Here is a 24475-nt window from a genome sequence, read left to right on the forward strand (position 1 = left end):
TCCACTTACTCGAGTTCTCAGGTAATACGTAACTATGGATATCGTCGTCATTACGACCATCATCACTTCTCTTTTTGTTGTAATCGGCGTGGCGGAACCGCTGGCCGCGCGAATGCGCCTGCCCTACAGTGTTATCCTCGCCGTCTTGGGGATAGTGATCGGGCTTGGCGCGACGTTCTTTCTCGACACAGACCTGACCGATGCGCTGAACCCGGGGGCGCAGGCAATTATCGATCTGCCGATCCGGTCGGACGTCTTCCTCTATGTCTTCCTGCCCACGCTGCTCTTTCAGGCAACACTCGGCATGAACCTGCGCAGGATGCTGGATGACTGGATGCCCATCCTGATGATGGCCGTTGTGGCAGTGATTGTCGCGACCCTCTCCATTGGCTATGCGCTGAGTTGGGCAAGTGCGCTGCCGCTGGCCGCCTGCCTGTTGATCGGCGCGATTGTGTCGACAACTGATCCCTCGGCAGTTGTCAGCATTTTCCGGTCGATTTCGGCACCGCGCAGACTGTCGCGAATAATTGAGGGTGAAAGCCTTCTTAACGATGCTGCTGCGGTTGCTCTTTTCGGGCTATTCATGAGCTTTGTCATGCTCGGAAGACCCGATCCATTGCTAAGTGAAGCCGTGGGGCAGTTTCCGCTGTTGATTGTAGGCGGAGCACTCACCGGTTGGCTCATGGGGCGCATGGCGGTCTGGCTAATGGCTTTTGTAGATCGCTGGGAAATGGCGCAGATTTCAATTTCCATCGCGCTGCCTTACCTCGCCTATATCGTTGCAGAGCAAAGCGTCGGGGCTTCGGGCGTCATTGCGGTGGTGGCTGCAGGTCTTACGCTCAACCTCACAGGCCCCGGTCGTTTGTCACCGGTCGCCTGGACAAATCTGCAAGAAGTTTGGGATCTTCTGGCACATTGGGCAGGTGCGCTGATCTTTATTCTTGCAGCCTTGCTGATCCCACGATTGCTGGAAGAGGTGCGGCCGTCCGACTTTGGCCTGCTGGTTGTAGTGGTTCTGGCCGCCATGTTCGCGCGGGCGGCAATTCTGTTCGGGCTGCTGCCATTGCTTACGGCAATCGGTCTGTCGCCCGCTGTCGAACGCCCCTATCGCACCGCAATACTGTGGGGTGGGCTGCGTGGTGCCGTGACGCTGGCGCTGGCGCTGGCAGTCACCGAAAGTACGCATATCCCGCTCGAGACCAAGCGCCTGGTCGGCATTCTGGCCACTGGCTTTACGCTGTTTACACTGATTGTTCAGGGTACAACCTTGCGCATGGTGATCACAAAACTGGGGCTCGACAGGCTTTCTCCGCTTGATTCCGCCCTGTCGCGTCAGGTGGTCGCCGTCGCCTTGCAATCGGTTCGCGAGGACGTGTCCCGCACAGCAGAAAACTATAACCTGACGCACGATATCGTCAGGAACGAAGCCAAACAGTTTAGTGAACGCCTGGACGAGGCCGTAAAGGCCGCCGAAGACAGTGCGCAGATCCTGGATCGTGACCGGGTCACGCTTGGTCTTATTGCGCTGGCCGGTGCAGAGCGGGACTCTGTATTGGCCAGGATGCGAGAACGCACCATGTCATCGGTTCTGAGTGAGAAGATTTTGTCCGATGCGGATCGGCTCATTGAAGGCGCGCGGACTGGCGGGCGGATCGGCTATCAGCGCGCATCAAATCGGTCGGTCGTTTATGGCAGATCTTTTCGGATCGCCGTGTTTTTGCACAACCGGCTTCGAATTTCGTTCCCGCTCACGCGCATCACAACGGATAGGTTCGAAAGATTGCTCATGCAACGTCTGATCCTGCAGGACCTCGATGGGTTCGTCCGCGGCCGCATCCGTCGGATCCACGGTCGCCGGGTTGCGGAATTGCTGGATGAAGTGTTGGCGCGTCGATCCGAGGCGGTTGAGACGGCGCTTGATGGTCTGCGACTGCAATTTCCCGGCTACGCCGAAAAGTTGGAGAGACGATTCATCCAGCGAACCGCGCTGCGCCTTGAAGAACGTGAATATGCGGTCATGCGCGAAGACGGCCTTGTGGGCGAAGAACTTTATTCTGTGTTGATGCAGGAAGTCGCGACGCGACGTACGTTTTCTGAAGGACGTCCGAAGTTGGACATCACTCTTAAAGGACGGGATCTGGTCAGGCAGTTCCCGCTATTTTCCGATCTCGACAAGTCTTCGCTCAGGAAACTCAGCCGGGCGCTGCGTACCCGATATGCCAACGCGGGTGATACCATCATTTCCAAAGACGATTTCGCCCAGAGTGTATTCTTCATTGCTTCCGGAGCGGTTGAAGTGGAACTCGGCCGGCACACCTCGCGGCTGGGCCGTGGTGAAATGTTCGGGCAATTGGCCATGTTATTGAAACGGCCCCGTCGCGTAAACGTGCGGGCATTGGCACCGTCGACGCTGCTTATGCTCGACGAGGCAAGTTTCCGGCGCTTGCTGCGGCGAAGCAAGGCCATGCGAAACTCTGTCAAGATGAGCGCCGACAAGCGCATGATCGACCCTGCGGTGTTGGATCTGGATGAGGCAGAGGGATCCCCTGAAAAAGGGACCAAATCTTGAGAGATTCTCAATTGGAAAGGGGCCGCGAAATCAACAGTGGTGTTTCACGGACACCAGTCGGGTCCTGTTTTGTTGAATGTCGATTCCTATCAAAGGTTTGGTCACTCGAAAAACCGTCACTTCCCTCAACATCTCGGACAATCGCCCCAGTTTCCGACCTCCCGTTTTTGGAGCGTTAGTCAAAAAGTGCTGCTGTACTAGACGGCTGCGTACGCGATCTGTGACAAATCCGGACCGATGCGACTATTCGTTGCGGCTTGCTCCAAGATCGGCTTTGCGGGGCTTTGCCATCGTTGCCCCTCTGGGTGTTTGCTGGTGCAGCATCGACGCGCAGGTGCGGCACGCTCATCGCTGCATTACAGTCGATGTCGCCGCGATTTCGAGGCCACAGCTTATGTTACTTCATTCACTTGCCCGTTGCTAAGTCTGCAAATCAGGCCTTGTCACGCCTTGCCCAATCCCATTTTAAGAGTAGTTCAAGAGTTTCCCGCAGAGGACGGGCTTTGAGACCTGCGTTTCGCGCGCGGCTGGCATCCACTTCGAGAAATTGGCGGAAAGCTGGGGCGTCGGGCGCCATAAGAGGCAGTTCTGTCCAAGGCTCGGTACCTGCATCCAAGAAAACACCGGCAGAAACCCAGCGAATTTCACCCGCCGATGCAGTGGTTCCATGGATCTCGTTAAGAATATCCTGCATCGTCATTCACATTCCAGATGCCGCCAAGGTCGTCTTCGGCACAGAGCACTGCGAATTTTGCGGCGTCACGCACATCAAGCACTTGAACGGGGCGGTCCGTTGGCAGCAGTGCAACCACTGTTGGACATTTTGAGCGCCCGGCATCATCAATTCGACGAACCCATCAGGTAAGTCTGTCGGGAAAGTCTCCTGCGCCAACGATTAGCCCTATCCGCAACGCAGTTGTTCTGTCTCCTTGTTTCTGTTCGGCAACGATTTCGCAAGCGCGTTTCAACGGGTCATACGATGGTCCGTAGGCAGCAGCTGACCCACGGTTTTCAAGTGGCACGGCGTCCGCCCGTTCAAAATCATCTCGGGTCGCGTCTGGTACGTAAGCGGCTTCAATCAGGCCGGGCTTGTCATAACAACCATACGCCGAAAGAGATGAAGCGAGAACGTATCGCTCAAGCTCATTTTCCAGTGCGTCCAGAAAAGTTGACACGGCGTCCGGCGCGAATGCGCAGGTGTCAAAGACCCAATCGAAATGGCGTCCCTCAAGCGCGCTCAAGCTGCCATGGCGACTAGCTTTTAGGACTTCGACACGATCCGAAAGTGTTCGCGTGGTAGCACCTCTCGAAAGCACGGCGACCCGAAGTCCATTCTCAACAAATGCGTCAACAATGGCTCCCCCGAGGAAACCCGTGCCGCCGACCACAAGTTTTAAATGTCGCTTTGCACCATCTCTTTTCCGGAACTCCATAGAGCGATAAACGCGGCATAGGGGACATTTGCTGCGCCGCCAACGTTGGGGAAGTAGGGTCCACAATGAAATTTCGCCGCTGACTGTGCAAATCTCGGCATTCTGAATGCCCAATGAACGCGCATCGACAGAGATCGCAGTGGCGACTTTCGCAGCCCGTTTTGGAAACAACCACTTAGCCATAAACCATGCAAGCCCTGCCATCGCGCCGACGAATGTTCCCAGTGCGGGGTCTGGAATGTCTTCCAATCCCAAGCTTCGCAGGCAATACGCCAAGGCATAAAAAGCAGCAGACGCTATTGCCACCAGATAGCCCAGTGGCGCGGCTGTAGACAATTGGCGTAAAGGTCCAAAATACAGCAACACTCCGGCTAACACAATTCAACCGCCAAGAATGTCGCGCCATTCAGGGACGCTTCCGAAAGTGACAAAGGCAAATAGTACTGCGAAGACAGGGGTCAAACGCCTGAGAAGGCTTGCCCTTACAGCTCCAAGCAATTCGGTCGTACGATACAGGCAGATACGGCTAAAGATTGTGGAAAAAATCCCCGCAAAGGCAAAGATCATTAGCCCCCAGCGGCCCTCAAGCGTTTTGACCTGCTCTGCCCCTGCATGCCCGTAGAACACCCAGATTAGGCCACTCATCACCACCGTCAGAAGCACTGGCAAAAAGACGCCATTGTCACGGCATTTGGTGCTATTGCCGCGTACGATCGCGACGCTGGCAGCACTGTAAAAGAATGCCGACAACAACGCGAGGACTTCACCCGGCATTAGCGCCGTGTCCGGTCCGTGCGTAGTGTCATGGCTTCAGGCCACAGCCTTCGAACGCAGCCTGCGTGGCGGCTTTTTCAGCGTCGCTCAAGTCGAGCATCGGATGGCGAACAGAGCCACCGACTTGACCCAAAAGCTCTTGCCAGTACTTGCCGTGGGCCGTGGGTTTGCCACCTGGTTTTGTACGGCTTATGGCCTCTCGCACCGGATTTAGGCTATCGCGCACCTTGCGCGCTTCGGTAAATTTGCCTTGAAATGCCAGTTGAGTGTATTCGTGCATTCGCATGTCGTTCTTCGTTTGCAACTGATAGGGCGGGGATGAGCAGAGGTAGAGCTTCCAGTTCAGCTCTTCGATGTTATCCAGCCATTCAGGCTCGGCAGATGTTGAAACGTGGATCTTGTCGCCAATCATTCGGCTTAGGCGCACATACATCTCACGGGGCACCGAATATTTGATCGCCATTATGTTCGGAAGCTCAGCGATGCGCGCGCAGGTTTCCGGTTCCATCAAGTAGCCACTGTCGGGATGGCTCCACATTGCAATGCCGATATCCAGGCGGTCACATAGGTACTTGTAGTAGTTAAAAAGAACCTCATCACGATCGCTGCAAAAGCTTAGCACCGGTGCGTGCACAACGACATAATCTGCGCCGCAGTCTTGAGCATGCCGTCCCAATTCAAGCACAGTGTTTACGTTCTGATCCGAGATCGACATGATAGTTCCGGCTTTGTCGCCACATTCTTCTACGGCAACAGTCATATTGCGTTTGCGTTCTTCAAGGCTCATTGAAAAGAACTCGCCTTGCTTGCCGGCTATGAACAAGCCCTGAATTTCCAGATCGTCAATCCAGTGGCGGATGTTACTGCGCAGCCCAGCTTCATTGAACGAACCATCTAAGTGAAATGGGTTCAGGGCTGCGGCCCAAATTCCACGCATGTTTTCGCGGGCGTACTCCTTAGCGCCAAACTTGGAATATTTCATAGCGTGAGCCTTGTGTAAAAATGGTTGTATTCATCGCCTTTTCTGCGCGCAAATTGAGGTGCTGGCCAATTCAATCACCTAAACTGGATATCGAAAAAGCATATAGCAGTTTTGATTGAGTTACTGATAACTTGCATCAACACAGCGGAGGTGGCAATGAGAGTTGGACTTATCGGCGACGGAGCGATTGCGCGCCATGTAAGGGAGCATATTGCATCATCCGATCATGCCCTAAGCGCTGTATTGATGCGACCCAAGCACGCATCCGAGTATCAGGAAGAGCAATACATCTTCTCAGTAGGAGAATTGCCTGAGGGTATTGATATTATGATCGACTGTGCCGGACACACCGCCCTGGCGGCGAACGGTGCAGACATATTGCGGCGCGGTATTGACTTGATCACAGTCTCTTTAGGCGCATTGGCAGATCAGAACCTGCATGATGAATTGCGACGTGCTGCAGTGCAAGGCAACGCAAAGCTTCACCTTGCGAGCGGCGCGATTGGAGCTTTGGATTGTCTTCAAGCGGCACGAACAGGGCAATTGGAGAACGTTACTTATGTAGGGCGAAAGCCCCCCGCGGGTTGGGCGGGATCACCCGCAGAACAGGTGGTTGACCTTGCAGCCCTGACCAAAGGGGCTGCCGTTCATTTTGAAGGGAACGCGCGGGAAGCAGCGATCAGTTACCCTAAGAACGCTAATGTTGCTGCCGCAGTGGCGCTGGCTGGCGTGGGCTTTGACAAGACCAATGTAAGACTCATCGTGGATGCAGACATTCCAGAAAACATACATGAAATTCAGGCAAACGGTGACTTTGGCAGCTTTCAGTTCCAGATCCGCGGCAAATCCCTTCCAGACAATCCGCGTAGTTCCGCGCTGGCCGCTATGAGTGTGGTCAGTAAGCTGGAACAGCTTGCTAACCCCATCAGACTATAGGGCCTGATATGGTCGCCAATCACACCCGCATTGTTGATCGTGCTCTAACCCGCCTGAAACTGCGGCAACTTCGGCTGCTGATCGCCGTCGGGCGGCACGGTAACATTCAAAATGCAGCGCTTGAATTGGGTGTGTCGCAGCCTGCAGCTACCAAGATGATTCAGGACCTAGAACTTGATTTCGAGGTTAAACTGTTTCAACGCACCAATCGCGGCGCGATTCCAACCGTCTTTGGTGACACGCTAATTCGCCATGGTAAACTGATCTTTGCACAGGTCTCCAGTGCTGCTCAAGAACTGGATGATCTGAATGAGGGCAGTAGTGGTCGCGTGGTCATCGGAACCCTACTGGCCGCATCCCCCAATCTATTACCAGCAGCGATCGAAATCCTTTTGAAGGATCGACCAAAAGTCGCAATCAAGGTTGTCGAAGGCACCAATGAAACTTTGATGCCAGCCCTGTTGTCCGGTGAGATTGATTTGGTTGTGGGGCGCCTGCCGTCCCATCGTTTCAGGGACAAGATTATTCAAGAAAAGTTATATGATGAATACATCCAAGGTGTTGTGGGCAATCAACATCCTTTGGCTGACGCACCATCGGTCACCTTTGAACAGATCAAGTCCTTCAGTTGGATTTTGCCCCCACTAGAGACAACATTGCGCCGACAGATAGATCAGTTCTTTGTAAGTCAGACGCAGTACACGCCACCCCAATATGTTGAATCCGTTTCATATCTTGCCAACCGTTCTTTGCTGCAATCATGTGATCTGATCAGCCTCATGCCTGCGCATGTTGTGTCCGATGATATTGCGAGCGGGGTGTTGAAACCGTTGGCTTGGAATGTTCCCTTTGGGGAAGGGCCCGTTGGAGTATCGTTTCGAAGCGACGAGAGCATGTCCCCTGCCAGTCGCGCGTTTGTTCGGGCGCTACGACAGGCAGCCAAAGCACTGTAGAGACAAATACTCTAGTGGTATCATATATGTTCAGGCCATTTAAAACTACTCAGCAGTACAACTACTCAGCAGTACAAAGAGACTTGAAATGCCCTGCCAGATTTGGCAGGGCATTCAGTTTTCCGGACAGCGTTATTTTCGTTTCAGGTCACTAACCCACGTGCCTGAAAACGATCTTCACGCCATGTTTCGTTCTTGATAACGGCTTCCATCGTGTCGACGGCCTTGTGGATGTCCGCCTCGCCGATGAACAGCGGCGTGATCCCAAAACGCATGACATTTGGCGCACGGAAGTCGCCGATGACTTTTTCAGCAATGAGTGCCTGCATACAAGCGTAACCGTGTTCAAACCGGAAAGAAACATGGCTGCCACGTGCCTGCGGGTCCCGGATCCCGGCATAGGTGACACCTTCGCAACGCGCTTCTACTTCTTTGATGAACAAATTGCTCAGCTCAATGGACCGTTTATGCAAGTCGTTCATGTCGACATGGTCCCAGATGTCCAGTGCGACCTCAAGGATTGCAAATGAAGCAATGGAAGGTGTCCCGATCCGCATACGTTCTATCGCGCCGGGCATGGGGCGAAAATCTGTGTCAAAGGCAAAGGGCGCTTCATGGGCGTACCAACCTGACAGGGAGGGTTCGACAACATCCATCAACCGCTGGGCGACATGGATGAATGCCGGAGCGCCGGGACCGCCGTTGAAGTATTTATACGTGCAGCCGACTGCAAAATCAGTATCCAACCCGCCAACGTCCACGGGGATTGCACCTGCCGAGTGCGCAAGATCCCAGACCACCACAGCACCACACTTATGCGCCTTTTCGATGATTGCTTTCATGTCGTGTTTGCGCCCGGTCCGGTAATCCACTTCGGTAACCATGACCACCGCCACCTCTTCGGTGATGCTGTCCAAAACCATTTCGGGATCGGGGATGCGAAGCTCGTACCCGTCATCTTTAAGTTTCATCAGGCCTTCGACCATGTAAAGGTCGGTTGGGAAATTCCCGTTATCCGACAAGATTACCCTGCGATCAGGGACTAGGGCCAATCCGGCAGATACCGCTTGAAAAACCTTGATCGACAATGTGTCACCCACCACCGTGGTACCTGCCGGCGCGCCGATCAACTTCCCAACGCGGTCCCCCAAGGTATTGGTCTGCATGAACCAACCCTTGGTGTTCCAGCCTTTGATGATTTCTGTGCGCCATTCATCTTTCAGAAAGCGATCCATCGCCTCTGGAGCGGCCTTTGGCATTGGGCCAAGCGAGTTGCCATTCAGATAGGTCATCCCGTCTGGGATATCGAACATCGAACGGGTCTTGTTAAAGTCGGTCATTGGGTCTCTACATTTATGTGAGGGGATTCAGGTGCCGTTGGTTGCGTACCATACGTTTTTGATCGTCAAATAGCTCTCTAGCCCTTCAGTACCGCCTTCGCGCCCGTAGCCGCTGGATTTGACGCCACCAAAGGGCGTTTCTGGCAAAGAGGCTTCCAGCGTGTTTATGGAGAAATTGCCCACTTCAACCTCATCAATCATCCGGTCGATATAATCGGCACGATTGGTAAAGCCGTAACCGGCAAGCCCGTATGGAACGGAGTTGGCTTGTGCGATAGCATCATCCAGATTCCTGACAGGGTTGATAATGGCGATTGGGCCAAAAGGCTCTTCTTGCATTATTTGCGCCGTGTTTGGCACATTGGTCAGAACCGTTGGTTCAAAGAAATACCCCTTGTCGCCGTGCCGTTTGCCACCCGTACGCAGTTGCGCTCCCTTAGAAATTGCGTCCTCAACCAGCGCCGAAAGGACAGGAATCCGGCGCTCATTGGCCGTTGGGCCCATTTCGACACCAGCGTCAACGCCATTGCCAACTACGGTTTGCGCCGCCCGTTTTGCGAATGCTTCGGCAAATTCATCAAAGATACTTTCATGCACAAAGAACCGCGTAGGCGAGGTACAGACTTGTCCCGCGTTGCGCATCTTGCGCACAGCGCCGCTGATCGCTGCTTTCTGAACATCTACGTCTTCACAAACGATGACAGGCGCGTGGCCGCCCAGTTCCATCAAAACACGCGTGTCATGTTTTGCGGCAAGACTTGTCAGATGCCTGCCCACTGTCGTTGATCCGGTCAAAGCAACCAAACGCACCGCAGGTTGCGGGATCAGAAATTCCGAGATTTCCGACGGAATACCAAAGACCAAGTTCAAGACACCCGCTGGCAGGCCTGCTTCTTCAAAGGCGCGAACAATGTGGATAGCCCCGGCAGGGGTTTCTTCGGCGGCCTTCAGAATAATAGAACAACCAGAGGCCAGAGCACCTGCAATTTTGCGGGCCGGCTGGCTCATCGGAAAATTCCAGGGAGAAAATGCCGCGACCACGCCGATAGGGTGGTGGTGGACTGAAATTTTGGTGCCGGGCGCCGATGGGATGACCCTCCCATAAACCCGCATGGCTTCGCCTGCGTCCCATTCAAAGAATTCGGCACCTCGGATGACTTCCAGCCGGGCCTGTGCCAGCGGTTTACCATGTTCGGCTGTAATCGACTGCGCGATTTCTTCCTGATTTGCACGCATGATCCCGGCGGCGCGAAGAATGATGTCAGCGCGTGTGCGAGGCGATGTTCTCCGCCAAATCTCCAATCCGGCTTCGGCGGCACTCAATGCGTCTTTCAAATCCGAAACTCGCGCGCGTGGTAGGCACCCAAGCTCTTCTTCAGTGGCTGGGTTAACAACAGCAATATGCTCAGGCGTATCTCGCCATTCGCCGCCGATAAACAGTTTTAGATCCGCGTAGTTGCTCATTGCCACCTCGTTAATGCCTTTTGACATAACCAAGTTTCGTTTGGTCGAGACATATCCACAACCGAATTGAACAAATACTGATATCATAAATGTTTATATCGAATTGTTGGATGCAAGTGAGTCAAATTGGCCGCAGCGCTGAGTAAGGAGTTTGAGGCTGCGATGCTTGACCTTGATTAGTAATGTTTCGCCAAAAAGACCCACTGGCCATGGCTGCACCTAAAAAGCCGTCCTTGAAACTACCGTAACCAGTCATTTGAAGAACGCGCAGCGAAAGGATGTTAAGTCCGCTCCATGTGAATTGACCGTTCCAGCCTCGATGCGCGCAGAGAATAATCACAGTGACAAGGTTGGGCTCAGAACCGCCTATCGTCCCGACCAGCGCGGTCAATGCTGGGGCGGAAACCAGAGTAGCGCAATGCGACGGCAAAGGCATGGCATCCGCAATCTCCACAGGCACAAACTCCACCTCAGTGGCATCTAGCACCTCACCGGTCTCTTCTTCAGGCGCAAACCTAGGATCACGAAGCCATTTGTGGATCAGATTGGTGTTCATCGAATAACGACGCGCCACCTGCGCAACCGATACGCCCGCCGCCGGCGTTTGCGCGCAGGTCGAACTCTTCTCGTCAACCGACCAATACCGCTTCTTTTGCCCCTTCTTGCCAGCCATAGAGTGCCCTATGATGTCCACTATCTATGGTGGACACTATCAGCACACTCCATCAGCCGTCAGAGCGGCGAAACCGGACGGATACCGTCCAACCAAAGCTGCCAATTGCATTCTCAGCACACAAGTTTGCGGCAACGGCAGGAAAGGTTCTTCGTGAGACAGCACGCCGGACACTGAGCGGATTTTCATTTGAAGCTCTGACGCCGCGATTCAGCACGCGACTTCGTAGGAGCAAGGCTAATGGCCAGCCTTCCTGCCGGCCTCTCTCGTTGCGGTTTGTTCCGTTAGTCAATTACAAGCCGATTGGCCCGCATACATCCCAAGTCCAGCACCAGCTGCCGTTGCAAGGGTCTTGCCCGTGCCTGAACCAATCTGGTTGCCTAAGATGCCACCGACGGCCGCACCTCCCAGAACACCAGCGGCACAGCGAGCGTCGTTTTGTATCTGAGCTTGAGTTTGCGTTGTCGGGGCTCCACATGCCGCTAGAAGCAATATGCCACCAAGCAGGCAAGCTACTGTTGTTTTCTTCATGTCGGCTTCCTCACGTTCTCGAATGTTATGGCATCTTGCTTCCGGACATGTAGGACCTGCTGAACCTCTCTCCAACCCATCGAGAGTCCAGGCGCACAAAACCGCCTAATTGGGATGTTTCTCAGGCTGAGAAATGCCGTTTTGCTGCCCTGGTGTGAACCACAGCTTAACCCACACACGTGACCGTCATGGTCAGCAATTCCAACCTCCGAATTCCGTCGCTTTGGGCTTTCTGCATGGGCAAAGGATCAAAGTGCGGCATCGGTGACTCTGGGCTCGCAGCAGACCCCGGATGCGGTGCAGCAACTCGCGCTCTCTGATACGGTGCCCAAGCGCGAACGGCCCAGTGCAGACATTCAATACTGTTTGCACCGCAGCATCGCAGCGTCATTTAAGCAGACGTTGGATTTGTTGCATAGCATTGTCATAGGCTCGAGAAACCGATCATTTGTTAGATGTCGATTTAGAATCAACCCTTTAGTTTGAATATAACGCGAAACCTAAATGGGTCATTTCAATTGCGCCGCGCCGAGTTACTTATGGCGATTTGGACGTCATGTCCCGTCTTTGCTTTGAGACAGCTCGATACTGCGACTATGAGCAGCCTGCACAATCCTCTGAATGAGCAGGAACACCCATTTCTCCAGGGACACAAACTCCAGCAGCCCCGCCTCCGTGGTCCCAATTGGGGAATTAACCTCATTTCGAAGATCGGCTGGTGACAGGGGGCTGGATCGCAGAAGATCGCCGCTCCCGGAGATCGCAATTACGGCGTGAAACATGTCCTAATCAACGAGAACCAGGGGCTCTCCAACTGCCTGCATCGGTTGTTTCCGAGAACCATGTGGCTGTCGTGCAGGCGTCACCAACAAGTGCTGTAATGCCAGAACCATGATGCTGGTGTGTTCGACATTATGCGCACAATTGGCCTCTGCGAGCCCAGCAATTCCTCGTAGGTAGAAATCAGAGTGCCGGCAGCGACTATTACGAAAAGAGATTGCCAGGACCCAAGTGAATTCAGGCCCGACATTGCAGAAGTCATGACCTGAGGCTTCGTTGCGATGACCACAACAATAGGCGGGTCTTCTGGCTGTTGGTTCAGGCGCAAGCCGCGATGTGTAAGGCACTGCAGTCAGTCAGATGAACGCGGATCCAAAACACTGATCTTTTTGGGATTCAGCCCGGCATTGAGCCATCCGCTCAACAATGCCGAGCCCATCTTTGCCACAGCCTTGAAGCAACAATCTACGGTGGCCGACGTCCAAACGGCTCCGACTTGCTGAATCCGCGGTTTGTGCCAAGCACTCAGCTCGCAACCTTCAGGGTGCTTCGTTGCACGAGATCCTTGTAGAGCTCGCGTAAGCGACGTGTCATCGGGCCAGCACCTTCATGTTCTCCGATCGTTTTCCCGTCAATTGAAGCGACAGGTGTTTGCGCACCGAAAGTGCCGGTCAAAAAGGCCTCATCGGCTCCATACGCTTCATAGAGCGAGTAGTTCTTCTCGAATACCGGGATGTCGTTGGCCCTGCACAGGTCTATGACCTTTTGACGAGTGACCCCGTTCATGCAGTAGTCGCCGAAGGAGGTCCAAACCTCACCACGGCGTACAATGAAGAAGTTGCACGCATTCGTGGTGTTCACAAACCCAAGTGGGTCCAGCATGAGGGCTTCGTCTGCGCCAGCTTGTTCAGCCTGCAGACATGCAATAACGCAGTTCAGTTTTGAATGGCTGTTGTACTTGGCGTCCTGGCTCATCGGCAGGCCGCGCACCTGAGGCACCGTGGCCAGGCGAATGCCCTTGTTCATTAGGCTGTCTGCCGGTTTCGAATGTTCCATGATCGCGACCACCGTGGGTCCGGATCGAGACAATCCGGGATGCTGAAACGGCTTGTCCTTTGGCCCGCGGGTCACCATGAACCGGCAATGCGCGTCCGTTGTCATACCGTTGGCTTTAGCGGTCTCATTCAGCGCTTGCAGGACCTCGTCCTTGGTCATGCCAACATCGATCGAAACGGCTTTGCAGCTATTGAAAAACCGGTCCATGTGTTCGTCGAAGAACGCCCACGTGCCATTGTAGAGCCTCAGCCCTTCCCACATGCCATCGCCCAGCATGAAGCCAGAGTCATAGACGGACACCACCGCTTCGCTGCGCGGCACGATCTTTCCGTTGAGAAAGATCTTAATGTCTTGATTGCGCGCGTCTTCTTGCGCGTCATGAGTGGAATGACTCGGGCTTTGCTCGCTCATGTTTTTTCTCGTAGGTGGGCGTTGCATAAAAGGGTGAAGAGGCGACGAAAACCGCCGCCTCGGTTGTTTGTTTAGTTTATAAGCCCGACTTCGCGGAAATAGCGCTCGGCGCCCGGATGCATTGGTGCGGACAACCCATTTACCACCATTTCCTCTTTCTTGAGGTTGGCAAAAGCCGGGTGGAATGACTTGAAGGCATCAAAGTTGTCAAAGACCGCCTTGACCATCACGTACACGGTTTCTTCCGGTACATTTGAGGAGGTCACGAAAGTGGACGGAAGACCGAAGGACGGAACATCTCCATCTACACCACGGTAAAGACCGCCTGGTATGGTGACGTTCCCATAGTAGGGCTTGCTCTCAACCAGCGTCTGCACTGCATCGCCGTCGACAGGAATGATGTTGATATCGCATGTTGTGGCAGCTTCCAGCACGTTTGCCACCGGGTTACCGGCGACCATCAAAAACGCTTCAATGGTGTTATCGCACAAGGCCGAAGATTGTTCTGCGGACTTCAGTTCGGTCACCAGCCCAAAATGATCCATGTCCCAGCCCATCGCGTCTACGAGCACTTCCGCGGTGCCGCGAGTGCCGGAGCCAGGATTGCCCAGATTGATGGTCCGACCGCCGAGATCGTCAAGGGACTCAATGCCGGTGTCTTTGCGAGCGGCGATGATGACCGTATCAGGATGCAGCGAGAACAGGCTGCGGAGTTCGGAATCCGGGCCGTCTTCTTCGAACAGGCTGGTCCCGTTCAGGGCGTGGAATTGCCAGTCGGACTGAACAATGCCCATTTCCAACTCACCCTCGCGCATGGTGCGCAGGTTGTATACCGAACCACCCGTGCTTTCGACCGAGCAGCGAATGCCATGTTCCTTGCGTTTCTGATTGACCAGTCGACAGATACCGCCGCCAACCGCATAGTAAATGCCAGTGACACCGCCAGTGCCGATTGTCAGAAACTCTTCCGCTTTCGCCGGGGAACCGGCCAGAAGCGCCGCCGCGCTGAATGCCGCAAGTCCGGTATGTATTTTCTTTTTGAGGATGCCGTTCGACAGCATGAATAACTCCCTTTTCACCTGTTGCGTCACCGCGGTTCCAGACCGGGTGATCATCTCTTGCCGATGGAGTGGGCAATCGCAGCCAAGGTTCGGAGCTTTTCGAATCCCCACCTGCCAGAATGATACAATGCGCCCCTAATATTGTCGACAATTTAAGCTATTGTCGACAATATTAGGGGTGCCCAGCTACCTTGAGATTGATCTGCAGCAAGTAACCATTGGACCGAAATGGGAAGTTCAACTGTAATCATTTTTCTGGCTATCCTGGCTTTAAGACGTAATCTCGCCTTCCATCCATTGGGTGTTCCATCAACGGAATCGACATGACACGACAAGCATTCTCAGCGGAGAAATCCGGCGATACTTTGAAAGACAGAACGCTGGAGCGGCTCCAGAAGCTGATCTTGACCGGAGATCTGGAACCAGGTGCAAAACTGCTTGAAACCCAGGTTGCCGCTCAACTGGATGTCAGCCGCGCCACATTGCGCGAAGCGATGGTTCAATTGAGTGAGATTGGGCTTCTTGTTAACATCCCCTTCCGCGGAACTTTCCTTCGTACACTGGATCCGATTGATCTGGACGAAATCTATTCGTTCCGAACGGGACTCGAGAAGATGGCGTTTCAATTCTGCTGGGACAAACGTGACCTCATGAGCCTCGCCGACCTGCAAATGCGCAACGACAGGCTATGCGATTGCATCTCGGACAACGATCCCTACGGCGCGATCATGGCCGAAATGCACCTTCACTCATGGTGCTATGAACTTTCGGGGCATAACCTTCTGCTGCAAAGCTGGGAGCGCCTTAAACCCAACCTCCAATTCTACTTTGCTACGCATCAGAAAGCACATGGTCGCGACGGGCCACTGCGGGAATCCCATGACAAGTACATCGAGCTTGCCAACGGGGGCAGCTTAGAGGACATGCTGGACCACCTTGAAGACCACATGCGGCAAGGGTTGGAAAAAACAATGAAGTTTCTGGATGAACGAAATGTATTGTAAAGAGCGTGCGAACGGAAGGTCACAAATGTAATCGGCTGGAATTGAGCGCAACGGGTTTGAACAGGTAAAGCGGGCAAAACCACCAGTTATATTGGACATGGCGACGGCGGCAACAACGGCCCAAACCGGAATTCGCCATCTTCCAGAATTCACTAGCTGACTTCCCAAGAGCAGCCATTCGTGAAAAGCGCAGCATTTTTTGAGTTCAATAACTGGTTAGCGGGGCGATGCTGCTTTTCATTTTCTTGCATGCAATGACTAGTTCAACTCAAAACCTATCTAAAACTCATCAAATTCCGGGACATTGCCAAGCCGAATGAGGAAACTTGGCGATCCAACTTCGCCACTGTTCGGATCCTCACTGACCATGTATGCATCGGCGCCCGCGCAATCGTCGGATTGCGCTTCTCTTTCTGCTCTGTTTTGTGCCTCCGCTGCCGTGGAGTATTCAAATTGCTTGCCTATTTTCAGGCTTCCTTGCCCTCCGCGTCCTGGCTTCTGTTCGACATATGTCTGGCAGATATAGTGAACTTTTTCTGAGCTCTCATCTGAGTTTGTCATAGCAATATCCTTGAAACGAGTACCGGGGCTACTGATGCATGAGAAAAGTAGGGCTCGCTAGAGGTTTTGATTGTGTTTCGCTCAATCAATTTGTGCGAAGAGAAGGGCCAACGATCCTGTCACCGCTTTTTGACGGGCTTCGGCGGACTGGCTTCAGACGGTGTCTTCGCATCCCTTTCGAGCCGAGTTTTGCGAAGCCGAGCGTTCTTGATCTGTCTTTGCTCTGCTTCTTCGTTGACCATTTCCCTAACGACCCGCGTTGTTTTGTCCATCGGCGTTTCCGCCTTGGGAACGTGTGCATTGAAGGCAGTTGTTTTTTTCTGCTTTGCCAATGGTTATTCTCCTATCCGTTTTCAACGGCGCATTTGTCAGTTGAGTATTTCAAATTGATGCCAGGTGATTGCCTGGTCCTTGAGAGACACGCGCGTGTCGTAAAGGACTGCGATGGAGCAGCTTTGTCTGAACGTCAGGAGCGGACATAGCTTTCATCAACGCACTATAGTTCATTTGGAACCTCATTTCCGATCCTACGTTTTGTGTCGAATGGGATGTGCCGATGACAAGATGATCGCTTGTTGCACCGATGAGTCTGTTTCTAGGAGGCATAGAAAGCCCCAAAACGTCCGTATCTTGCTGACCAATGGCGAGAACTAATTGTGTGCTCTGTCCACTTTTTGGAACAAGGTGAAGTCTTTTGAATACCGGGTCGCAGATGCTCTGAGGGTAAGATGAAGGTTTGGACCCTGTTTCAATGACCTCGGCGACAAGCGTAAAGGCATCCGTATACATCCCGCCTATCTGATCTCCGGAAACCGGATCAACGCCCAGAAGTATTGCTTCCCCCAGCCTTAAATCGTTTATGCGACCAGCTGGGTGCCCACTGAAGGCCCAAGGAAGGTTGGCCGAGTTACCGCCAGATACCGTCTGAAGGAAGGGGCCGCACTGCCCCTCTGTGTCATTCGCCAAGACAGACAAGGCGTCCATGTCTGCTGCATTCGGGGCGATTCCACTCAGGCATGCGAAGTTCGCTCCGATGCCTTTTAGCGCGACACCCGGCATATCCACCACTTGCTGCGCAATTGCGCCGAGGTATTTTGGCATGATCCCTTCGCGCAGATCGCCCATCTCAACCATCAGGATAATGCCGTGAATGCAGTCCTTCCGGATCGCGGCGGCGGCCAGAGCGGTAATCACGAGGATCTCTGTGTTGTAGCTTGCCTCACAGTACTGGACCACCTGATCGACCTGGCTCAGCGTTGGTGTACGGATCAAGGTGATCGGGCATGTCATGCCCGCATTGCGTAGCTTCCGAACGTTGCTAAGACGCGCTTCTGCAAGCCCCACAGCGCCACCGTCCAGCATGGCCCGAGCGATGGTTGGATGCCCGCACACTGCTTTGGTCACACCGGTGACGCTGATGCCGCGAGTCTTGAGGCGCCCGATCACAGTCTTTGCATTGTGGCGTATCTTGCTCAGATGCACCTCAATGCGAGGTGTACTCATATCGCAGCCACAGGTGTGGGTTGATGCAACCCAGGATAGGCGGCGACAACCATTGCAAGCAAATACGATGCTGGCCGGCTGAGTACATCCGTTACAGGCAGCCCGAGTATTTGTGACTGTGCGGCGATGGTTTCGGTAACCTCGGCCTCAGACATCCCCTCGTGATTGAGCGTGACGCCGATGACTTTTGTGTCAGCAAACGCTTCGATGAGGGCAATCTCACTTGCAGGTTTGGGCATTGGCATATTGGGAAAATCACAGCGATGTGCGCGCTTTGGAGCGTGCTGAAGGATCACGGCGTCCGGCTGGCTGCCCCGCAGGATAAAGGCGGATGTGCAGAACGCCGGATGACTTAACGCCCCTTGACCTTCGATCAATATGACATCGGGTTGTTCAGCCTCGGAAGCGTCAACAATCGCACCTTCAAGCTCGCCGCAACAAAACTGCGGCGGCACGGCATCCATTGCCACTCCATATTTTGCACCCTGCATCAAACCCGTCTGGCCCGTACCAACAAGAACAGTCTTGATGCCCCTTGCGTTCAAAGCGCGGGCCAATACGGTCGCTGTTGTCCGTTTTCCAATGGCGCAATCGGTTCCAAGAACCGCTATGCGCAGTGCCCTCACTCCTGCAATACTTCCGTCGAACAGGCGCATATCCTTGCTGGGTTTAGGTTTTCGAATATCGCGTACGGTGACTTTGCGTTCGACCGCAAAAGACGCGATTTCAGGGTCATCGCTCAGATATTCATGCAATCCACTGACGATGTTCATACCTAGTGAAATCGCGTCGAGAACAACGTCGCGATCTGTCGATGAGAGTCTCCCCGTAGAGGGTGCCATCCCGTAAATGAGGGTATCTGGGATGACGGATTCATGGGCGACAGCAGCGTCCAAGCTTTTGAAGATCGGAATGTGGTTTACTGCATCGTCAAGAACCTGCCCACTGTCTTCGCCGTCGTGGTCGCTATCAATGACAGACAGGATCCTGTAGGCCTGTGAATGACGAACAAGGCCATTTGCAGTTTTGCCATCAATGTTGGCGAAGTTACCTTGGCAATAGACAATCGCAGTTGGCGGCAAGACGATCTGAGTGGCAGAGGTTGATCTTATGGGTTCATCGCTGGTCAATGGCGGCGCTTGTGCACCGCTGACTGGACGACGGATAGTGTTAGCCGCGCTAAAGTCGGTTTTCATGATGTTTCCTTTTTGTGGTCGACGCCGAAGGCAACGCTGCCGTCACCATTGGGTAATGAAGTCGAGAATGTCGTGCCGCACGCTCAGTTATCGAGAATGCAAAGTCCTTTGGATAACTTGAAATTCTTGTTGCAGTCCCAACGGTTTCCGGACCTGTCGAGATGGGCATTCGCAGGAAGGTCTATTACGTCACAGCTCGCACCTGAGGCAGCGTATCCCCTCTCGCACTTCCATCCCGTTCCGTAACTTGCATCGTCAAAGTAGGCATGTTCAGGGATCACAACGGGCGCGCACGACCCATCCAGTGCAAAGTACCCACGTTCGCATGTCCAGGGTTGGCCGTATCCTGATGAATTCAGAAAAGCGTTGGCCGGGACAACAATGGCGACACAAAGGTCGTCTAATGCTTCATACCCACGTTTGCATTCCCACGCGGGTCCATATGTCGTAGCTGCCAGGTAAGCGTTTGCGGGTACGATAATTTCTTGGCACGTGTCGTCGATTTTGAGAAAACCGCGAGAGCAATGCCAGCGCTCACCTGATGGATCAAGAAACCCGCCATCAGGTACAATCACCGCAACACAGGCCGTGTCATCCTTCTTGCGAAAACCATGTAGACATTCCCAACCAGAACCATAGGTGCGGTTGGTCGGATACGCATTCTCTGGCACTATGACTGCGGCGCAGGTGTCGCCACTCAGACTATACCCGGCGTTACATTTCCAACCGTCACCGTAACTTCTTGCAGTGGCATTACTAGGCACGGTTTGCGATGGCGATTGAGCGTGTGCGGGCATTGAAAACAGAAGCAGAGCACAGATTGGGAGCGCGATCAGAGCCGCAATCATCCAAATGCCTGGTGGCAGATGCGCTCCCCAGATCGTCCGACAGAGTTGCGGCATTGCCTTTGAGTTATGATCCATCCAGCGCAAGCTCCGCGATACAGGCATCTGCAAGGTCGCGGTTTGGCGTTTCCGACCCTGGCAGCGTAGCCCAACCCGTATCCATCATAGCCTTGCGGCGGTTGAAGCCAGAGGCCTCTTGCAGAGTTGCGATAATTTCTTCGCGCCTGGGGTCAGCAGCTGACCTGTTTAGGCAAACCGGCACCATCGCGAGCGTCACTTCTTCGCTTGCCTGGTCCTTCGCCAATTCTTGAGCGCTACCGCTGGTTGTCCAACCGCCCCAGGTAAAGCCAAGGATTGAGACCGCAATCGCACCACACAAAGCACCATAGATGCCTGGTTTCGTCCATTCTGGAAATGTCATTTTAGATCCTCTGGCGGAGAAAGCGCCGCCTCGCTGTTTTGTGTCTTTGTACGCAATCTTGATCTCGTGCCCGAGCCAATGCCAAACCGCGATGACCGAAGGGACAGTTTGGGCCTACCGGAATCTCATTCGTTCAACAGTTGCGCTGTGGTGCTTTGGCAAGGCATCGGTACGTCTGATCACTACAAACGGATCTACTAACGTCACAAGCGATGTGGTCGTGCGCGAAAGCATCGGCAACCTTCCCAAACATCAGATCCAAGTAGAGGACGTGACAGCTGAATTTTCATGATGGAAGAACTTAGTTCACTCTAGCAGGCGATACGCCTAGGCCGCAGAAAACCAGAACTTTAGTGGGCTTTATATAACCACTTGGCGACGGTATTACAACGTTCATGGGCCTAACGCTTATTCCAGAGCCCCGATACTGATGAAAGAATTGGTTTCAACCTAGCGTTCACCTTGTGTATCGGCAAATCCGTGACCATTTATGGAGCCTCTTCAGTATGCCTCTCTGCAGCCGTCATTCTCCGCAGATTGCATGAACTGGTGAAACGAACCCTTACCAGACACTTCTGTTGAATTGGGATGCTGCCAGTGCAATCGGCCGCTAGTAGCCCACAGCCGACCTTAAGCACAGTATCTTAATACTACGGTCACGCCCGCAATGCTTCCATTCGCTGCGAGCTCGAGATCAATTTTTAGGCGAACTCACAGTGTGCAGAACGAGGCGGTTTTTGATTGCAACGGTGTAGATTGTGTCGGTCAAAGGCCTCAAATCAAGCTGCTCGGTGCTTCTCCGTGTGTGAAATGCACCGGACCGATAATAGACAACGGTTGCCCGGTTTGGATCGTAAATAAGCCCACATATCATAAGCATTGCACGCGAAGGAATGTTGGCAGGTTGCGCGATACCGATTACAGCCTTGGGCTCGAACACCTCAATCCCATCCCGGATGCGCAAAGCCGTGACCAAGTTTCCTAACCCCTGAAGTCGCTCCGATGGGGCAACGGCTACTGAACCCACATAGTACGTCCCCGCCAAGCGGCTTTCGGCATAGAATCGCATGCTCCCGTTGGCGCAGGCGATCATGCGACCATCCGCCGACCTAATCCAACTCCTGAGCGATGGCGGCCCCTCTCCACGGATGTACCAATCTAGGAGCGGTGAAACACCAATGTCACGATTGAGACCAATAACCTCTTTAATTGTTTCGGTTTTTTGGTTTTTGGTCACTATGCAGAACAATCGACCTACCTAAGCCTTCGGCAATCTCTCGGCAGATTGGAAGGATTTTCGAAGCTGCAGCGATGAAAGTGTCCCAATAGGGCAGATCACCCTCGTCGGCGAGCTCATCACGAATTTGGTTGAAAATTGTCCGCTTGTTTGCCGCAGCAAAGGCAAGAAAGCCATAGTCGCTTAGCAACGATGAAGTTTTCGCCCAGCCAATATCATCCGGCTGAATAATAGAAAGCGCAATGCCGCCATTGGCGACCCCCGGCGTCTCGCTGATTCAGCCTCTATCACGATAGAGCTGCTATTCTGTCGCCAATTCTTCCTGCATTGCTCAACCTTTGTATATAGCTGAAATGCCTTCCTCCACAGTACCAAAAATTAGCACGGATCGTCCGCTGTATTCGTTGATGATCCGCCATCATTCATACAACTGCAATATGGGTCTTTTGAGGGCTTACAGCAAACCTCAGAGCAAGTGCCTCAGTACCCCTGCCCCACCAAAATCTGACCACGCAGACAGCCCAGAGCAGCCTTTCGTTCTCATTGGATTTAGGGTCGCAATCCAAACAACTTCAACTCTGTTCGCCTCGCACGTCATCAATCGATGTTGCGCGAGGGTTTGCCGTCACCGCCTCCAACTTCCTCAAGACTTCGGCTTTCCAGCCTGCTTTGATCTGTATTGCCAATTGGGACGGTGGCCTGTGGTCGGGTTCGAGGAGAGCGTATTCATACCTTAACGGTTTCTCGAAAGGTAAAAACACAAGCTTTCCGTTGGATAGATTAAGCTCTCGTTCGGTTGCAACTGTCAGCGGGTCAACAATGCTGCAACACTGCCCCGAACTGACAAAGGGGATAAGAGGTAGAAAGTACTGGCAGGTAACAGTCTGATTGTACTCCGCGGCAACGTCCTCGAACTCCTGCCGGACTTTCCGTTGGAACGGGTGTGAAGGATGCAGGCCGCCCATTGGCGTTCCGTCAAGATCCGATAGTGTCAGGATCTTGCGCGACGCAAGAGGATGTTCACAGTCAATAGCACAGAAGCAATCAGCCCGGATAAGTTCAGCGGAATACTGGGGTTCTTTGCCGGCTGAATGCTCGAAGTCAGCAAAGCCAAAGTCGATATTTTGCGTCCCGGCAAGCTCCATAATCTGCGGTGAGCTGCGTGTCGAAAGCGTGATGCGAATATCGGGGTTTTCACCAACTGACTGGCTTATGAAACGTGGGAACAAAAAGGCAGATGGACCTGGCATCGTTGCAATATTCAAGCTTCCGGCATGCCCTTTGATGAGTCCTTCCATCGTGCTGGAGATCGTCGCGAGGCGGTCCAAAATACCCGTAGTTTCTGCTAAGAGATAGTGCGCCTCGGGGACTGGCACCAATCGTCTTCCCTTACGTTCGAACAGCGTCAGGCCCAATGTCTTTTCAAGGTTTTTCAACGCAAGGCTAATCGCGGGCTGCGTGCGATTTAGTTTCTTGGCGGTTTGAGAGATGGAGCCGGTCTCCATCACCTCACGAAATACGGTTAGCTGAGTCAGGTTCATAATCTTAAACATAAGCAAAACTTTAGTTTAGTGAAATATAACAAATTTGTATTTATGCAATTTGTCTCTACGCTTGCAGGATCGAAGTTTGGGAAAACCAAAACCGAAATTCCAACAAGGGAGATGATAATGAAATTTGTGAAATGCTTGACTGGTCTTGCATTGGCGGGCGCGCTGGCAGCACCCGCGCTGGCGCAGGACCCAACGTTCTTCCGTATTGGCACTGGTGGCGCTGGCGGAACCTATTTCCCCATCGGTGGCACCATTGCAAATGGAATCTCCGCCCCGCCGGGATCGCGCCCGTGTGAAGAAGGCGGCCAGTGTGGTGTTCCGGGCCTGATCGCGATCGCGCAATCCACCACCGCTTCGGTCTTCAACAATGCCGCCGTGCAGAACGGAGAACTTGAGGCCGGGCTGGCTGCAGCCGACGTCACCCGTTCGATGTATCTGGGAGAAGGTAAGTTCGAAGGCAAACCCCATCCCAAACTGCGCATCGTGGCCAACCTGTTCCCCGAAGACCTGCATCTGGTGCTTCCGGCCGGCTCAACGATTAACGATCTGAGTGATCTGGAAGGCAAGCGCGTTGGTATTGCGCAGGCTGGTTCCGGCACGCAGGTTGCCGTTTTGCAGATGCTGGATGCTTGGGGCGTCAACCGTGACAACATGGATGAGGCCGAGCTGAACAATAGTCAGAGCGCCGAACGTCTGGCCGACGGTCAGCTTGACGCCTATTTCTATGCCGCAGGCTGGCCGGTTGCTGCGATGGTGCAGCTGTCTTCGACCAAAGGTATGAACCTACATTCCTTCTCGGACGAAGATCTGGGCAAGATCAACGAGATCATTCCGGCCTATATCCCCTCAGCCATTCCAGGTGGCGTGTATGAAGGCATCGACGGCGAAACCAAGACCCCTGCGGTCAGCGCGATGCTGGTTGTGTCGTCGGACCTGTCTGACGACCTGGTCTATGAGCTGACCAAGGCGATGTGGAACGACAACACCCGCAAGCTGCTGGATAACGGTCATGCTAAGGGCAAGCAGATCACCCCTGATACCGCTCTGGATGGTGTCGAAGCACTGGGCGTTCCGCTGCATCCGGGTGCTGAGAAGTTCTACAAAGAAGCCGGACTTCTTCAGTAACCTGTTCTCATCTCAACTCATCGTCCGGTGCCCTTATTCGGGGCACCGCACACCCGAAATGCGCGAA

The 24475-nt window shown here is 53.6% G+C and carries 25 protein-coding genes; 6 read left to right on the forward strand and 19 right to left on the reverse strand.

Annotation, left to right across the window (positions count from 1 at the left end; genetic code table 11):
- The first annotated feature begins 34 nt into the window (after positions 1-34).
- Positions 35-2569 carry a cation:proton antiporter gene (locus AC2FIS_RS12525; protein ID WP_496773658.1) on the forward strand — a complete coding sequence of 845 codons (2535 nt, stop codon included), beginning with the start codon at positions 35-37 and terminating at the stop codon, positions 2567-2569.
- Positions 2570-3002: 433 nt separating this feature from the next.
- Here AC2FIS_RS12525 and AC2FIS_RS12530 read toward each other — a convergent pair whose 3' ends face one another.
- From AC2FIS_RS12530 to AC2FIS_RS12550, 5 genes are read right to left on the reverse strand one after another with little or no spacing between them, the layout of a single operon-like run.
- Positions 3003-3269: a hypothetical protein gene (locus AC2FIS_RS12530; protein ID WP_496773659.1), complete on the reverse strand. Its 267-nt coding sequence runs from the start codon at positions 3267-3269 to the stop codon at positions 3003-3005.
- Positions 3247-3381, reverse strand: a complete 135-nt coding sequence (locus AC2FIS_RS12535) for a hypothetical protein (protein ID WP_496773660.1) — start codon at positions 3379-3381, stop codon at positions 3247-3249. Before AC2FIS_RS12535 ends, AC2FIS_RS12530 begins: the two co-directional genes overlap by 23 nt.
- Positions 3382-3426: 45 nt before the next feature.
- Positions 3427-4368 carry a Rossmann-fold NAD(P)-binding domain-containing protein gene (locus tag AC2FIS_RS12540; RefSeq protein WP_496773661.1) on the reverse strand — a complete coding sequence of 314 codons (942 nt, stop codon included), beginning with the start codon at positions 4366-4368 and terminating at the stop codon, positions 3427-3429.
- A 15-nt stretch (positions 4369-4383) separates the two neighbouring features.
- Positions 4384-4776, reverse strand: coding sequence for an EamA family transporter (locus AC2FIS_RS12545; RefSeq protein WP_496773662.1), 393 nt, complete (start codon positions 4774-4776; stop codon positions 4384-4386).
- 28 nt (positions 4777-4804) lie between these two features.
- Positions 4805-5758, reverse strand: a complete 954-nt coding sequence (locus AC2FIS_RS12550) for a dihydrodipicolinate synthase family protein (RefSeq protein ID WP_496773663.1) — start codon at positions 5756-5758, stop codon at positions 4805-4807.
- A gap of 156 nt (positions 5759-5914) precedes the next feature.
- On the opposite strand from AC2FIS_RS12550, the gene AC2FIS_RS12555 reads away from it, so the two are divergent.
- Positions 5915-6694 carry an aspartate dehydrogenase gene (locus tag AC2FIS_RS12555; protein ID WP_496773664.1) on the forward strand — a complete coding sequence of 260 codons (780 nt, stop codon included), beginning with the start codon at positions 5915-5917 and terminating at the stop codon, positions 6692-6694.
- A gap of 8 nt (positions 6695-6702) precedes the next feature.
- Positions 6703-7647: a LysR substrate-binding domain-containing protein gene (locus tag AC2FIS_RS12560; protein ID WP_496773665.1), complete on the forward strand. Its 945-nt coding sequence runs from the start codon at positions 6703-6705 to the stop codon at positions 7645-7647.
- A gap of 143 nt (positions 7648-7790) precedes the next feature.
- Here the strand turns inward: AC2FIS_RS12560 and kynU are convergent, their stop codons facing one another.
- The 7 genes from kynU to AC2FIS_RS12595 form a co-directional block, all read right to left on the reverse strand.
- Entirely contained in the window at positions 7791-8987 is a 1197-nt protein-coding gene (gene kynU, locus AC2FIS_RS12565; protein ID WP_496773666.1) for a kynureninase, read from the reverse strand.
- Positions 8988-9014: 27 nt separating this feature from the next.
- The gene (locus tag AC2FIS_RS12570; protein ID WP_496773667.1) at positions 9015-10451 is read right to left on the reverse strand and encodes an NAD-dependent succinate-semialdehyde dehydrogenase; all 1437 of its coding nucleotides are present in this window, start codon (positions 10449-10451) and stop codon (positions 9015-9017) included.
- 121 nt (positions 10452-10572) lie between these two features.
- On the reverse strand, positions 10573-11124 hold the full coding sequence (locus AC2FIS_RS12575) for a transposase (protein WP_496773668.1): 552 nt from the start codon (positions 11122-11124) through the stop codon (positions 10573-10575).
- A 288-nt stretch (positions 11125-11412) separates the two neighbouring features.
- The gene (locus AC2FIS_RS12580) at positions 11413-11655 is read right to left on the reverse strand and encodes a glycine zipper 2TM domain-containing protein (protein ID WP_496773670.1); all 243 of its coding nucleotides are present in this window, start codon (positions 11653-11655) and stop codon (positions 11413-11415) included.
- 554 nt (positions 11656-12209) lie between these two features.
- Positions 12210-12437, reverse strand: coding sequence for a pyrroline-5-carboxylate reductase dimerization domain-containing protein (locus AC2FIS_RS12585; protein WP_496773671.1), 228 nt, complete (start codon positions 12435-12437; stop codon positions 12210-12212).
- A gap of 523 nt (positions 12438-12960) precedes the next feature.
- Positions 12961-13902: a D-amino acid aminotransferase gene (locus tag AC2FIS_RS12590; RefSeq protein ID WP_496773672.1), complete on the reverse strand. Its 942-nt coding sequence runs from the start codon at positions 13900-13902 to the stop codon at positions 12961-12963.
- A gap of 71 nt (positions 13903-13973) precedes the next feature.
- Positions 13974-14963, reverse strand: a complete 990-nt coding sequence (locus AC2FIS_RS12595; RefSeq protein WP_496773674.1) for a TAXI family TRAP transporter solute-binding subunit — start codon at positions 14961-14963, stop codon at positions 13974-13976.
- A 323-nt stretch (positions 14964-15286) separates the two neighbouring features.
- Between AC2FIS_RS12595 and AC2FIS_RS12600 the strand changes: the two genes are divergently transcribed.
- Positions 15287-15967 carry a GntR family transcriptional regulator gene (locus AC2FIS_RS12600; RefSeq protein WP_496773675.1) on the forward strand — a complete coding sequence of 227 codons (681 nt, stop codon included), beginning with the start codon at positions 15287-15289 and terminating at the stop codon, positions 15965-15967.
- A gap of 279 nt (positions 15968-16246) precedes the next feature.
- Here AC2FIS_RS12600 and AC2FIS_RS12605 read toward each other — a convergent pair whose 3' ends face one another.
- The 5 genes from AC2FIS_RS12605 to AC2FIS_RS12625 all read right to left on the reverse strand — a co-directional run bounded on the left by AC2FIS_RS12605 (position 16247) and on the right by AC2FIS_RS12625 (position 20493).
- Complete coding sequence (locus AC2FIS_RS12605; RefSeq protein WP_282119865.1) at positions 16247-16528, reverse strand: hypothetical protein; 282 nt, start codon at positions 16526-16528, stop codon at positions 16247-16249.
- 119 nt (positions 16529-16647) lie between these two features.
- Positions 16648-16860: a hypothetical protein gene (locus AC2FIS_RS12610; RefSeq protein WP_496773676.1), complete on the reverse strand. Its 213-nt coding sequence runs from the start codon at positions 16858-16860 to the stop codon at positions 16648-16650.
- A gap of 49 nt (positions 16861-16909) precedes the next feature.
- Positions 16910-18031, reverse strand: a complete 1122-nt coding sequence (locus tag AC2FIS_RS12615; RefSeq protein WP_496773678.1) for an alanine/ornithine racemase family PLP-dependent enzyme — start codon at positions 18029-18031, stop codon at positions 16910-16912.
- Positions 18028-19227 (reverse strand): N-acetyltransferase DgcN family protein, encoded by a 1200-nt coding sequence (locus AC2FIS_RS12620; RefSeq protein ID WP_496773679.1) that lies wholly within the window; start codon positions 19225-19227, stop codon positions 18028-18030. The genes AC2FIS_RS12615 and AC2FIS_RS12620 overlap by 4 nt, the downstream gene beginning before the upstream one ends.
- A 912-nt stretch (positions 19228-20139) precedes the next feature.
- A complete protein-coding gene (locus AC2FIS_RS12625; protein ID WP_496773680.1) occupies positions 20140-20493 on the reverse strand; it encodes a hypothetical protein in 354 nt (117 codons plus the stop codon).
- 91 nt (positions 20494-20584) lie between these two features.
- On the opposite strand from AC2FIS_RS12625, the gene AC2FIS_RS12630 reads away from it, so the two are divergent.
- Positions 20585-20785, forward strand: coding sequence for a hypothetical protein (locus AC2FIS_RS12630; protein ID WP_496773681.1), 201 nt, complete (start codon positions 20585-20587; stop codon positions 20783-20785).
- A 402-nt stretch (positions 20786-21187) separates the two neighbouring features.
- Here AC2FIS_RS12630 and AC2FIS_RS12635 read toward each other — a convergent pair whose 3' ends face one another.
- The gene (locus AC2FIS_RS12635) at positions 21188-21730 is read right to left on the reverse strand and encodes a GNAT family protein (protein WP_496773682.1); all 543 of its coding nucleotides are present in this window, start codon (positions 21728-21730) and stop codon (positions 21188-21190) included.
- A gap of 572 nt (positions 21731-22302) precedes the next feature.
- On the reverse strand, positions 22303-23271 hold the full coding sequence (locus AC2FIS_RS12640; protein ID WP_496773683.1) for a LysR family transcriptional regulator: 969 nt from the start codon (positions 23269-23271) through the stop codon (positions 22303-22305).
- A 129-nt stretch (positions 23272-23400) separates the two neighbouring features.
- On the opposite strand from AC2FIS_RS12640, the gene AC2FIS_RS12645 reads away from it, so the two are divergent.
- A complete protein-coding gene (locus AC2FIS_RS12645; RefSeq protein WP_113788396.1) occupies positions 23401-24408 on the forward strand; it encodes a TAXI family TRAP transporter solute-binding subunit in 1008 nt (335 codons plus the stop codon).
- Positions 24409-24475 lie beyond the last annotated feature (67 nt).

Source organism: Ruegeria sp. CDSB113, from assembly GCF_059611045.1.

What these genes read in the sequence shown, in the direction of transcription:
- AC2FIS_RS12645 (WP_113788396.1), top strand. Translation starts at nt 23,401, where the DNA reads ATGAAATTTGTGAAATGCTTGACTGGTCTTGCATTGGCGGGCGCGCTG.
- AC2FIS_RS12630 (WP_496773681.1), top strand. Translation starts at nt 20,585, where the DNA reads ATGACCGAAGGGACAGTTTGGGCCTACCGGAATCTCATTCGTTCAACA.
- AC2FIS_RS12555 (WP_496773664.1), top strand. Translation starts at nt 5,915, where the DNA reads ATGAGAGTTGGACTTATCGGCGACGGAGCGATTGCGCGCCATGTAAGG.
- AC2FIS_RS12585 (WP_496773671.1), bottom strand. Translation starts at nt 12,437, where the DNA reads ATGTTTCACGCCGTAATTGCGATCTCCGGGAGCGGCGATCTTCTGCGA.
- AC2FIS_RS12590 (WP_496773672.1), bottom strand. Translation starts at nt 13,902, where the DNA reads ATGAGCGAGCAAAGCCCGAGTCATTCCACTCATGACGCGCAAGAAGAC.
- AC2FIS_RS12545 (WP_496773662.1), bottom strand. Translation starts at nt 4,776, where the DNA reads ATGCCGGGTGAAGTCCTCGCGTTGTTGTCGGCATTCTTTTACAGTGCT.
- AC2FIS_RS12615 (WP_496773678.1), bottom strand. Translation starts at nt 18,031, where the DNA reads ATGAGTACACCTCGCATTGAGGTGCATCTGAGCAAGATACGCCACAAT.
- AC2FIS_RS12575 (WP_496773668.1), bottom strand. Translation starts at nt 11,124, where the DNA reads ATGGCTGGCAAGAAGGGGCAAAAGAAGCGGTATTGGTCGGTTGACGAG.
- AC2FIS_RS12640 (WP_496773683.1), bottom strand. Translation starts at nt 23,271, where the DNA reads ATGAACCTGACTCAGCTAACCGTATTTCGTGAGGTGATGGAGACCGGC.
- AC2FIS_RS12550 (WP_496773663.1), bottom strand. Translation starts at nt 5,758, where the DNA reads ATGAAATATTCCAAGTTTGGCGCTAAGGAGTACGCCCGCGAAAACATG.
- AC2FIS_RS12580 (WP_496773670.1), bottom strand. Translation starts at nt 11,655, where the DNA reads ATGAAGAAAACAACAGTAGCTTGCCTGCTTGGTGGCATATTGCTTCTA.
- kynU (WP_496773666.1), bottom strand. Translation starts at nt 8,987, where the DNA reads ATGACCGACTTTAACAAGACCCGTTCGATGTTCGATATCCCAGACGGG.
- AC2FIS_RS12625 (WP_496773680.1), bottom strand. Translation starts at nt 20,493, where the DNA reads ATGACATTTCCAGAATGGACGAAACCAGGCATCTATGGTGCTTTGTGT.
- AC2FIS_RS12600 (WP_496773675.1), top strand. Translation starts at nt 15,287, where the DNA reads ATGACACGACAAGCATTCTCAGCGGAGAAATCCGGCGATACTTTGAAA.
- AC2FIS_RS12525 (WP_496773658.1), top strand. Translation starts at nt 35, where the DNA reads ATGGATATCGTCGTCATTACGACCATCATCACTTCTCTTTTTGTTGTA.
- AC2FIS_RS12620 (WP_496773679.1), bottom strand. Translation starts at nt 19,227, where the DNA reads ATGAAAACCGACTTTAGCGCGGCTAACACTATCCGTCGTCCAGTCAGC.
- AC2FIS_RS12570 (WP_496773667.1), bottom strand. Translation starts at nt 10,451, where the DNA reads ATGAGCAACTACGCGGATCTAAAACTGTTTATCGGCGGCGAATGGCGA.
- AC2FIS_RS12605 (WP_282119865.1), bottom strand. Translation starts at nt 16,528, where the DNA reads ATGACAAACTCAGATGAGAGCTCAGAAAAAGTTCACTATATCTGCCAG.
- AC2FIS_RS12530 (WP_496773659.1), bottom strand. Translation starts at nt 3,269, where the DNA reads ATGACGATGCAGGATATTCTTAACGAGATCCATGGAACCACTGCATCG.
- AC2FIS_RS12595 (WP_496773674.1), bottom strand. Translation starts at nt 14,963, where the DNA reads ATGCTGTCGAACGGCATCCTCAAAAAGAAAATACATACCGGACTTGCG.
- AC2FIS_RS12560 (WP_496773665.1), top strand. Translation starts at nt 6,703, where the DNA reads ATGGTCGCCAATCACACCCGCATTGTTGATCGTGCTCTAACCCGCCTG.